Source organism: Anaplasma phagocytophilum, from assembly GCF_023476575.1.
Lineage (GTDB): Bacteria > Pseudomonadota > Alphaproteobacteria > Rickettsiales > Anaplasmataceae > Anaplasma > Anaplasma phagocytophilum_A.
The window spans coordinates 1-9,736 of sequence record NZ_JAHLEX010000040.1; the positions used below are offsets into that span (position 1 = coordinate 1).

At 40.1% G+C, this 9,736-nt stretch carries 8 protein-coding genes and 1 pseudogene; 1 reads left to right on the plus strand and 8 read right to left on the minus strand.

The genetic code is table 11. From position 1 onward, the window contains the following. Nucleotides 1–293 precede the first annotated feature (293 nt). Nucleotides 294–1,751: a hypothetical protein gene (locus KPX09_RS02825; protein ID WP_249548882.1), complete on the minus strand. Its 1,458-nt coding sequence runs from the start codon at nucleotides 1,749–1,751 to the stop codon at nucleotides 294–296. A gap of 189 nt (nucleotides 1,752–1,940) precedes the next feature. Between KPX09_RS02825 and KPX09_RS02830 the strand changes: the two are divergent. Next, nucleotides 1,941–2,221 (plus strand): annotated as a pseudogene (locus tag KPX09_RS02830) (SAM-dependent methyltransferase); the annotation flags it as partial. Between the two features lie 1,409 nt (nucleotides 2,222–3,630). On the opposite strand, the gene KPX09_RS02835 reads toward KPX09_RS02830, so the two are convergent. The 7 genes from KPX09_RS02835 to KPX09_RS02860 form a co-directional block, all read right to left on the minus strand. Then, nucleotides 3,631–4,113 (minus strand): hypothetical protein, encoded by a 483-nt coding sequence (locus KPX09_RS02835; RefSeq protein ID WP_249548884.1) that lies wholly within the window; start codon nucleotides 4,111–4,113, stop codon nucleotides 3,631–3,633. Nucleotides 4,114–4,231: 118 nt separating this feature from the next. Next, the gene (locus tag KPX09_RS05585) at nucleotides 4,232–4,363 is read right to left on the minus strand and encodes a hypothetical protein (RefSeq protein WP_275973618.1); all 132 of its coding nucleotides are present in this window, start codon (nucleotides 4,361–4,363) and stop codon (nucleotides 4,232–4,234) included. 741 nt (nucleotides 4,364–5,104) lie between these two features. Next, a complete protein-coding gene (locus KPX09_RS02840; protein ID WP_249548885.1) occupies nucleotides 5,105–6,112 on the minus strand; it encodes a hypothetical protein in 1,008 nt (335 codons plus the stop codon). 59 nt (nucleotides 6,113–6,171) lie between these two features. Beyond that, on the minus strand, nucleotides 6,172–6,615 hold the full coding sequence (locus tag KPX09_RS02845) for a hypothetical protein (protein ID WP_249548886.1): 444 nt from the start codon (nucleotides 6,613–6,615) through the stop codon (nucleotides 6,172–6,174). A gap of 57 nt (nucleotides 6,616–6,672) precedes the next feature. Continuing rightward, entirely contained in the window at nucleotides 6,673–7,215 is a 543-nt protein-coding gene (locus KPX09_RS02850; protein ID WP_249548887.1) for a hypothetical protein, read from the minus strand. Between the two features lie 57 nt (nucleotides 7,216–7,272). Then, complete coding sequence (locus KPX09_RS02855) at nucleotides 7,273–8,277, minus strand: hypothetical protein (RefSeq protein ID WP_249548888.1); 1,005 nt, start codon at nucleotides 8,275–8,277, stop codon at nucleotides 7,273–7,275. A gap of 57 nt (nucleotides 8,278–8,334) precedes the next feature. After that, on the minus strand, nucleotides 8,335–9,736 hold a 1,402-nt coding region (locus tag KPX09_RS02860), incomplete at its 5' end, for a hypothetical protein (RefSeq protein ID WP_249548889.1).

Sequence of the window (9,736 nt, forward strand, 5' to 3'; positions counted from 1 at the left end):
CCATGCATTACAAAACACCTACTTCTACAACTGTAACGTGTAATGTATCACGCACCACGGTACAAGTCAATTACTGATTTCTCAGAAAATATTTAGACTTTGGCAATCAATAAACCAATACCTAAAGAGGTTAATATTCGCTACTATAGAGTATTTACCCCACTCTACACAGGCTATCGATTGTATTGCGTGCAATACACACTAACGCAAACCACGGTGCCCCATTAATGAGCAAGGCACCGGTTATCTTTTACCTTTCTTCTTGATCGGGAGCACTAAAGCATCCACGATTGTCAGCTACGACGTAAAGAAATATTTCGAAATATGAACGAGATTACTGTAGAAATGGCTGCTAAGTGAGTAGATGGGATATTCCACGTGTTCAGATCAAACACAGCTTCCTCAGGAATCCTATACTCAGGATCTCCAGCACACTGCAGTCTTATACATAGTGCCCCAGCTTCTGACAAAATTTCCCTTGTACGATTCAATAACACACTCTGCAAAGCAGGATTTGGTAGAGCATTCATGTCGATATTATCAATGAGTTGTTGAGCATCAGCCACTGAACCTATTATGAAAGAGCAGACATTAGCATCCCTTAGAGATTGAGCGACACACAGTTTTTTTCTGCCTTTGAGAGTAGATAATGCTTGCTGCACTTTTTCCAAAGTTTTCAGAACACTGCGCGCACAGTGATCAGGCTTTCCTTCCTCTTGTACTCTTTTAGCGCAGGAAGCATTTACCAAATACACCATAGCTGAAGATTCTAAGAGCATAAGGGAAAGATTACGCTGATGTATCACAGAGCAATCACTCGTAGGCATGCCCTCCGTTTGGTCTCTCCAGTCCTTGTATTCCTCAGAGGTACGTGTCATGGCAGCGCGCAACACCGCAGCGAAAAACCTTGTATCAGGACAGCTAGGTGCGAGACCATGCAGTAAACGTAGCAGTACAGCTTCCAGCGCAGAGTGGGCATACGATGCACTATCACGGTTTGCCGTCTCTTCTCTATTATGTATTAAGCTAGATAATAGCGCAGCTTCTTTCAATAGGTAACATGTCATTTCCCGTATCTCAGGTGCTGAGCATCCGCCACCTGATGCATCCACTGAGGATCGTATTGTGGAGCCCGGTACCGCATGAATAGCATAGCACACTGCATTCATACATCGCTCAATACGACGTCTTGTTCCGATTATGGCAGAGCTTTCTGCTGTATTGCCTGTAGTTACGTATGTATGTGCTTGACGCATCAGGGCAATCGCATCTACGAGTACTGGTACAGCACTGGAAACAGAAGAAAATGCATCAGTATAATGCTCTGCGAGAATATCCAAACGATGGCGAGAATTACTAAGATGATACAGGGCATCGAAACACTGTCTGATAAGCGCATTGCACGTTTGTTTTAAGAAATTTAGAGATATTTCTTCCTTATCCTCAGATGCTGTTGCAGTTTGTATAACAGCGCTAACCGCCTCGGAAACTCTACGCAGGCGAACTTGAGAAATGGCAAGACACCGCGCGTCAATTCTGCAACCTTCTGTTCCACTCTGACCAACAATGCTCTCCGCCATTTCTATAGATTCTACTGCATGATCTAAGACACCTAATAGTGACTTAAGGAAACTGAAATAAGAGCAATTCCCGCTTTGCAATTCTGAAATCAAGCGATTACAAACAGGCTGGTAGCCAGAACCGTAATTGCTAACTGTACCGAGTCCATGCATTACATTTACCATTAACACCCAGTAGACCACTCTAACATGTTAGAGTACACGCTACAAGGCAATAATTTATTTTTTAATATTTTGGTTTGAGCTAAACGTGCCTGAGAATTATACAATTTTAGATAAATGCATTGTTAGTATAGCGTTTGAAGTTATTAAGTAAGCTTTTGGGGCGTATAACTGGCTGCATTTACGTCTAATGGAATAAAGTTCGATTTGGCACTATCAGATCGGTTCCGAAGTCCTGTAGGCACAGGCAGGTGGGTCGTGTCAACATAATAAACTTATGTTAACTTGCGAAAGATATAGCTTTGGAATACCTAAATCCTAATGGCAGTTTTGTTACAAAACTACTGCACGGAGAGTATGAGCAATAGTTTAAGCGATCTATCATGACGCGTTTTGATATAGTTTTACACTCCAAACCTAAGTCCAGCAGGAAAGATTCTTCTGAGATCTATTTAGTAGCTCTAAAGTTCAAAGGGTAGCGTATACTTGTAGAGTTTTAAGCTTCTCTAGAACTACTGCTCAGCGTTCTACTCTGCACATTCAATACTCAACAAAGTATGTCTAGGACGCGATTTTCAAATTAAGGCATCGTAACTATGCATACAATTTGTGTTTTAATAGAAACATCGCATTTTTACTGTCACCTGTAAGCATGAAGTCATAGACTTACACGATGTATATTGAGGTTTTTAATCTGAGTAAAGCACAAATGGCAATAATATAGAAAGTAAGTTCTTCAATAATCGAACAATACGTCCTATTGATGAGCTATAGATCTAGTGTTAATGCAGCATGCTATGCTATTCATGCAAGTGCCTTATCCCATAATACGATCCTCAGTGATCTTATTATGTAGAGGAGAGGATGCTCAGAATCAGAAATTTCATGTTACTTCCTAAAGGAAGCTACTTCTGTTTCTACTTAATTCATGATGGTATAAGGGAAGAAATCGTTTAAGCGGGCTACAGGGCTCCTTGTCAGTAGTATAAAAGTACAGTCTTGTTATTGCGTGTGATATGCATAGGTATGCAAGAGACAACTTGTGTGCTAACAGTCTCATAACTAGAATGGGCATTTTTACATAGTATCCACTGGACGTTCCGTTGTTAGGAGAGAGGACTTCTACAGTCAGGTGCATGGTGAGAACTGCTTAATGCATGCATGGTGCTGTGCAATATTGTTGCAATGCTACACTTGGCCTCAGTAATTGCTCCTGCACCGCTTGGGCCAGAAAAGAGCTAACTAAACTATGTATTGCACCAGTTTATTTATGCACTGAGTGCTATGCTCATTGGTGAGGTAATATGTGTACTTTGCGGAAGCGCAAATGTGGGTGCTTTGGTAGAGATTAAGACATAATCTTTTGTACCTAGTAACTCTTCTGGGTCATGTATGCTTTTTGACAATTCTTGTTGCATATGAGTAAAATCTTCACAAACGTATTGTGCAGTATTTGCGACGAGTTTTCTGCATTAGCTTTGAGTGCTTGTGTGCGCTGTGGTATCGTTATTGTGTCATTGATGTGGCTCACGAACTCACTGTGTACGGAGGGTGCGCCAAATTCTATATGTGGAACAGATTTTTTAGATAAGTGAGATGCAATTTTGCCCTATTCAGGTAATGCATGTAAAGATCGAGCATTGTTTTTTGACAATCGGCAATATCGTCTCTGGTTGAGATATAAGGGTTGATAGTTCTAGAGTTGATGACAATAACCCCGTTAAGATGTGCGAATACGGATGAATTAAGCCTTTATTATCAAGTTTTAGATTACATACATTGGAAAAATTATATAGTTCCTCGCGAAGAGCAGTTACTGCAGTATGAAGAACATTGCTGGTCTGGAAGTATTGTCTGCGGTACATAGTATTATATGTCATAGAGGAAATCAGCGTAGAAAATGTACTGTGTAGGCACTTGCTGATCCTACCGCGATAGGAAAGCGGTGTTCTGCTATGCAACAGTAATGACATCCTATCGATAATTTCCATGATGCATGGTATCCCTCTGTAGTTAATTTCCTTAGCTTAGTTTTATTCTTGTAATTAAGAGCTTCCCGTGGTAATGCACCCATGACGTTGAATACAATGCTTTTTAGTGTGTTGTATTGCTTCTTGATAACATCATCCCTTTCCAATAATTCTTTGAAAGATCGCTTTGGGATTTCAGGCGGGTTGCCGTGATGGGTGATCATCATTGCTGTAATGACAGGAAGAATACATGTATTCAAAGCTTCATACCGCTTTTCCGTACAAACCATATACCTCTTTCCATGAGGGTGCTCCAAACTCATAGAAAGATGCTCTAATACTATGGTCAGGTTATGATTGATATACGAGAACCATTGTGAGAAGGTTTTAGAAGTCTTCATGATGATGCAATTCAGGATATCAGCAGCATACGCTACACTTTGTGAGCCTTATGTCCGACGGTGAGGTACGCTCGCAACAGCAGTTCTAGCATCTCTAGCATCGAGAATTGTGAAAACACTAAAGCATCAGAAGCTTTTTTGATGATATGCCATTTTCCATGATTTCACTCAGCGCAGCTTCAAAAAAGTCTAAGGAGCTTACTTCGCTAGTATTTCTAGCAGGATCTTCGATATGAGAATATTCAGGCACAAGCATATGATTTTTACGTTATATCCAATCTTAGCCCTTGAAGGATAACAAGGTATTATTGCTTAAATATTCATAAAATAATTAGGAAATTAGCGACATTATGGGGATTTACTATTGAAAAATATTTCCTTTTTAGGATTCATAGAAGAATATGAGATTTGAGAGAAATTACTTTTTTAATATAAATTTTTATGTGAATACACAGGCATAAATGGGAAGTATCCTTAACTATCATGGGATCTCATATTGCTTTTTATATCTTACAAAATTGCAAGCAGTAGTTCAGTTTTGTAAGCAATAGAAAATCCCGTAATGCACATAGTATAGTGGAAGGTTCTCAGTATGTTGTTTATGTATAGAGGCAATATTTACACGAACAGCCTTGTTACAATGCGCAAAAGTAATATTAAGTGCACTCAAAGAAGCAATTCCGAAATTTAGAAACGGTGCGACTGCAATTATTACACTTAGCGTCATAACTATTCAAGATCTCTTACGCACATGTTGTACAGTTCTTATTTTTACGCATGCCAATACATATAGGTATGGCAAAGAATAAACCAGCCAAGAGTTTTTCATGTAGCTTTTGGGCTTTGAAGCGTTTCGGCAGGTATGAAATATCTAGTACTAATCCTAACTCTATCACTTACGACAAGGTATATTGCTGTTACGATGCAATAGTGTTACCTCACATGCATTGTCCCCTATTTCCCTATACTCACACCCATCACTTCTCCTGTTTTAGCGATCAGGCTCTTGGGCGAAAGCATCTTGCCTTAACGTACCAACAAGTTCACTAATTTCTGATGGGACAGGTGTATTCTCCCACTCATCTCCCTCTATCTGCTGAATCGCTCTTATAATCCAAGAGTTATTGATAAAACTGTATGCCAAGACTATTGCATGCCGAATATTAAAGCAGAGGTTGGGATTACTAATATTGCGTGCAGGAAAGCTTTCGAATAGTCCATTTAACCTCTCATAAAAGCCCATGTCATTTTCTATGCTTAAAAGTGTGTCCTCGGCATCATAATCAGAATCTAAGGCAGCACTCATACCTGAACACATAAAGTCAAGCATAGTTATATTGTGAAATGTATTACGTAAATTTCGCGTCCTACTATAAATACCTGTATCTTGCAGGGTTTGCTGCGTGAGCATTATTATTTGCGCAGCTTTATCGTGCGCTTTTATGAACGTATCATAGGTTGTGCTGTCAGATAGGCTGAATAGAAGAGGTATAGCATGTTCATCCCAGAAACGTGTAACGTTAGGCCGATCTTTATTGGCTTGTCGCAATACTATAGCCAGCGCTGAGGTAAGATAAGAGATAGAATCTTGCAAGTTGTACGAGTCGTTGTATATTGTTTGTGGTGCTGCACCTCTATCAAGATAGGCGAGACTAGCATGCAATATAGCTGAATGTAACAGAAAATATATCTGGCGAATGCTTGATAACCTCAGGCCGCTACTGTAGGAACACACCGCGCGTAAGGCTTCGTTAATACAAATCCAGCGATGTTCCGTCACCGGCCTGCTTAGAGCACGTGTTTGCGCTCTTCTCAGAGAATCTTCAGCCCCATTCATCAAATACATAAATGCTGCTCGAACGCCTTCAGGATTTTCATTATTATCTATACTCTCAAGTATAGCATCGCAGAATTCTTCCAGACTTCCATCTTCCCCTGCTTCTAAGATGTGTGCAACATAGGGATGCTGCAAGTCCAGTACTATGTCGGATAAATTCATATTGTTAACCATTATTTAATGTGCTTCTGACACGAACACTTCTTCTATCATCCACCGTTTTATTTGCGATTATACACCGGCACTAGATCATACTCAGCTAATATGGTGATCAGGTTAGAAAATCTACTTGATATACAGAGATCTTCTTTCACAAAGTGGTTTAGTTTCTTAACGTTATTTGTAATCCACAATACTGATGCAACGAAGCGCATCAGTAAACAGGAATCCACCTCTACATCGCCAGAGTCAAGTGCACATCCTAGTACCAGCGCGTTTAGACGATAAGTAAGTTGCGCATCGCATAATAATGCACCAGGTATTTGCTCAGTATTTGTTGATAAAATATTTGCACCGCGTGTTGACGGAAGATTTACTCCAAAAGCGATGTCTTTATCAAATAGCGTACTGGAAATTCGCCCTGTAAGAGGCATCTCCTCCATCTGTATCTCAACGATCTTAGGTATCACAAGGCAACTAAAATCATAAAATACCTCCCTTTGCATAGTAAATGCTTACAATTATGAGTGTTTCTTCCATACCTAAAACAAAGTTATCGTAGTCTAAAAAAATAGGCAGAAGTGAGGTGCATTGTTGCACCTTCTGTCAGAAAGAGAAGTACTGCTTAAAGCCTCTACGATTATTATTTGACATATGGCATTGCTCAAATCATCAGTGGTATTTTCTATATCCCCTACATCCCTGTTAATATGAGCCAAATATGCACACAGTAACACAGCACGCAACAAGAAAGACTTTCCTTCGTCCTTGTAAAAGAACTTACATTTTACAGCTCCACGTGTATATCCTGTATATAAACACGTTATACACAAAGCGTTTTTTATGAGAGTGTCGGGTCTTGAATCCCTGCTAACGCGTTCTCTTACAGTTTTTAGGTTGGTTTCGGCACTTTCTACTACACATGCAAAGGCGGCGCAAACTCCTTCAAAGTCTTCCTTCTTTGATACACTATACAGCACCGAATTGCAGAATTCTACTGAACTTACCTCTCTCAGGCCATCCGAAATATCCTCAACACCGACATATGGGATATATGCAACGTGGGAATATGAGGCAAAGGCATCTGTTTGGTTATTTGAACTCATGTCACTACCGTAGTATTTCCTATGTTTTATATGGGCACTGCAGCGCACTTTTCTGCTTCATAAAAGACTGTACATTGGCACTAAATCATCTTTAGCTAATGTGGCGATAAGGTTAGAAACTCTACTTGATATCTCAGGGTCCCCTTCTAAAAAGGGGCTCAGTTTCTTGACGTCGTTTACAATGCACAATATCGATGCAATAAAGCGCATCGGTAAGCAGTAATCAATATTATTCCCGAAGTTAACCGGAAATCTCAGTACTAGAGTGTTTATCCGATAAGTAAGTGGCATATAGCGCAATGATGCGCTAGGAATTTGCTTAGTATTTGTTGAAAGAAGCATTGCTCCAGAATTTATTTCTTTGTCTAATAACGTACTGGCAATATGATCAGGTAGTGGAACATCAATCAACATCTCCTGTACTTCAACAATCTTAGGTATCGCAGAATCATGAATACCACGAAATACATTCAACGACGCATCAACTGCTCTGGAAAACATATGATCAGCTAAAACTATTTCTACTTTACCTATACAAGATCTCGAAAGCTTCAAAATAAGATTGATGAATGCATTGGGCTTATTGGAGCGAGTGCCAACACCAACAGGTGTATACCTTAAAGCCCCTACAATATGTAAAGCATTTGTTGCTTGATATATAGCATCGCTCAAATTGTCAATAGTATTTTCTATATACTCTGCATCTCTGTTAAGGTGACCCAAACAAGCATACAATAATCCGGCATGTAACAAGAAATAGATTTCCTCATCTGTTGCATCTATACGTGCAAGCTCTACACATACATTCATGAGGTAGCAAGCGTTTCTTGTTAGAACATGAGCTGCCGAACCACTTTTAGCACGCTCTTCAGCCTTTTTTAAGCTGGTTACAGCACTTTCTAATACATATGTCAAGGCAGCGAAAACTCCTTCCAGGTCTTCCTTTTGTGATATGCTATACAGTACTGAATTGCAGAATTCTACTGAACTTGCATTTCCTCTGCTATTCAGTATATTTACAATATACGGGTGCAAGGCATCTGTTGAGTTATTTGGATTCATTTCATTACCATAGCATTTCCTGTGTTTTTGGTAGGCACTACAGAGTCATTTTCTGCTTCAGCAGCGACTGTACGTCGGCGCTAAATCGTTTTCAGCTAATGTGGTGATAAGGTTGGAAAATGCTCTCGGTACGCCTGCGCCGTCCTTTAATACGTTGAGACCCTCTATATCTCCTGAGGCAAACAAGATTGACACCATAAAACGCATTAGTAAGCATGAATCACTTTCGCACGTATCATAGGAGATAGGAAGTCTACTTACTAGGGTACGCAATCTGTATGTAAGTGTTTCATAGCGTAATGTCGCAATGGGTATTTGCTCATTTTTTTCAGCACTGATTGATATAGCATCTAATTTATGAGAGACTGATGCATCACGTGTATATTCGACATCGCGCAACATTTCAGGCGTTTCCCTCAACGCACTCACACCCCCGACTTCACATAATGAGGCCTGCAGCACCTTAACCGAAGCTGTTATGTCGTACATCCCCTTCATTGTTCGCCTCGAAACATTAAATGTCTTTTCTATCAAACAATGAACCAGGCTTACTTCCTCTATTCCAAGCCCATATAAGCAAGATACACCCCATACATCCCAGTTAGTCGTAACATTGATTACGTCACCTATTTTATGCACAATGTATATAGCATTTATGGTCTTAGTAATAGCTTTGCTCAAATCAGCAGTGTCTACATCTTCCCGATATTCCGATACCCTATCAAGACACGCATTATTGGCAAAGGCTTCAGCTTCTGATAGTACAATATCTTTTGCTCTAGAAATGGGAATGTAGCAAAATGTCTGTACAACGTCTAAGTGTTTAGCAATCAGTTCAATGGTGAGCATTAACAGACTAAATTGCTCTTTTAGACAATTTCTAACACAGCTGCGCTGGCGCAGAGGAGTATGTCTATTGACTAATGAAACTATTCTGGAAGTTTGCTCGGTTTCACTGAGTAAGTTGCGGTATATGAGAGCGCGGGGTGGCGAATATGTAGCATGCAACGTATACTTGGGTATCAAGTGTACAGCGTCGTAGAATATACGCATAGCAGCGGCGCAGCGTTCAATTGTTTCATTTTCTCTAATTGTTGCACTACTGTCCAACGCCATGGGAAATAGCACGCTACGTGGGGTATGGTGGCGATAGTGTTGCATAGTTACTATCATTGTGACGATTATAGAAGGAACCTTGTTCAGTTCATGATTGCGTTGGATAATAGTACGGTTTTCACCGCGGTAAATGGTAACTGTGTACCACAACGCATTGAATAACTCACTATGGGCCTCATCAAATTTTTCCCAAGAAGCACCCATAGGTTGTGATTCTTCTAGCAATGCCTGCTGGGTAATGAGGCAGCTTGTTTGCGTTATACTCTGTAGCACATTTCCTAAATGGATTAAGTATATGCTATGGTCTTCAATTGCACTATCAGGTGTCTGAGGGTATTGCTTT

Excerpts from the sequence above, each read along its gene's own strand:
- KPX09_RS02840 (WP_249548885.1), bottom strand. The coding sequence starts at position 6,112 with ATGAATTTATCCGACATAGTACTGGACTTGCAGCATCCCTATGTTGCA.
- KPX09_RS02845 (WP_249548886.1), bottom strand. The coding sequence starts at position 6,615 with ATGCAAAGGGAGGTATTTTATGATTTTAGTTGCCTTGTGATACCTAAG.
- KPX09_RS02855 (WP_249548888.1), bottom strand. The coding sequence starts at position 8,277 with ATGAATCCAAATAACTCAACAGATGCCTTGCACCCGTATATTGTAAAT.
- KPX09_RS02835 (WP_249548884.1), bottom strand. The coding sequence starts at position 4,113 with ATGAAGACTTCTAAAACCTTCTCACAATGGTTCTCGTATATCAATCAT.
- KPX09_RS02850 (WP_249548887.1), bottom strand. The coding sequence starts at position 7,215 with ATGAGTTCAAATAACCAAACAGATGCCTTTGCCTCATATTCCCACGTT.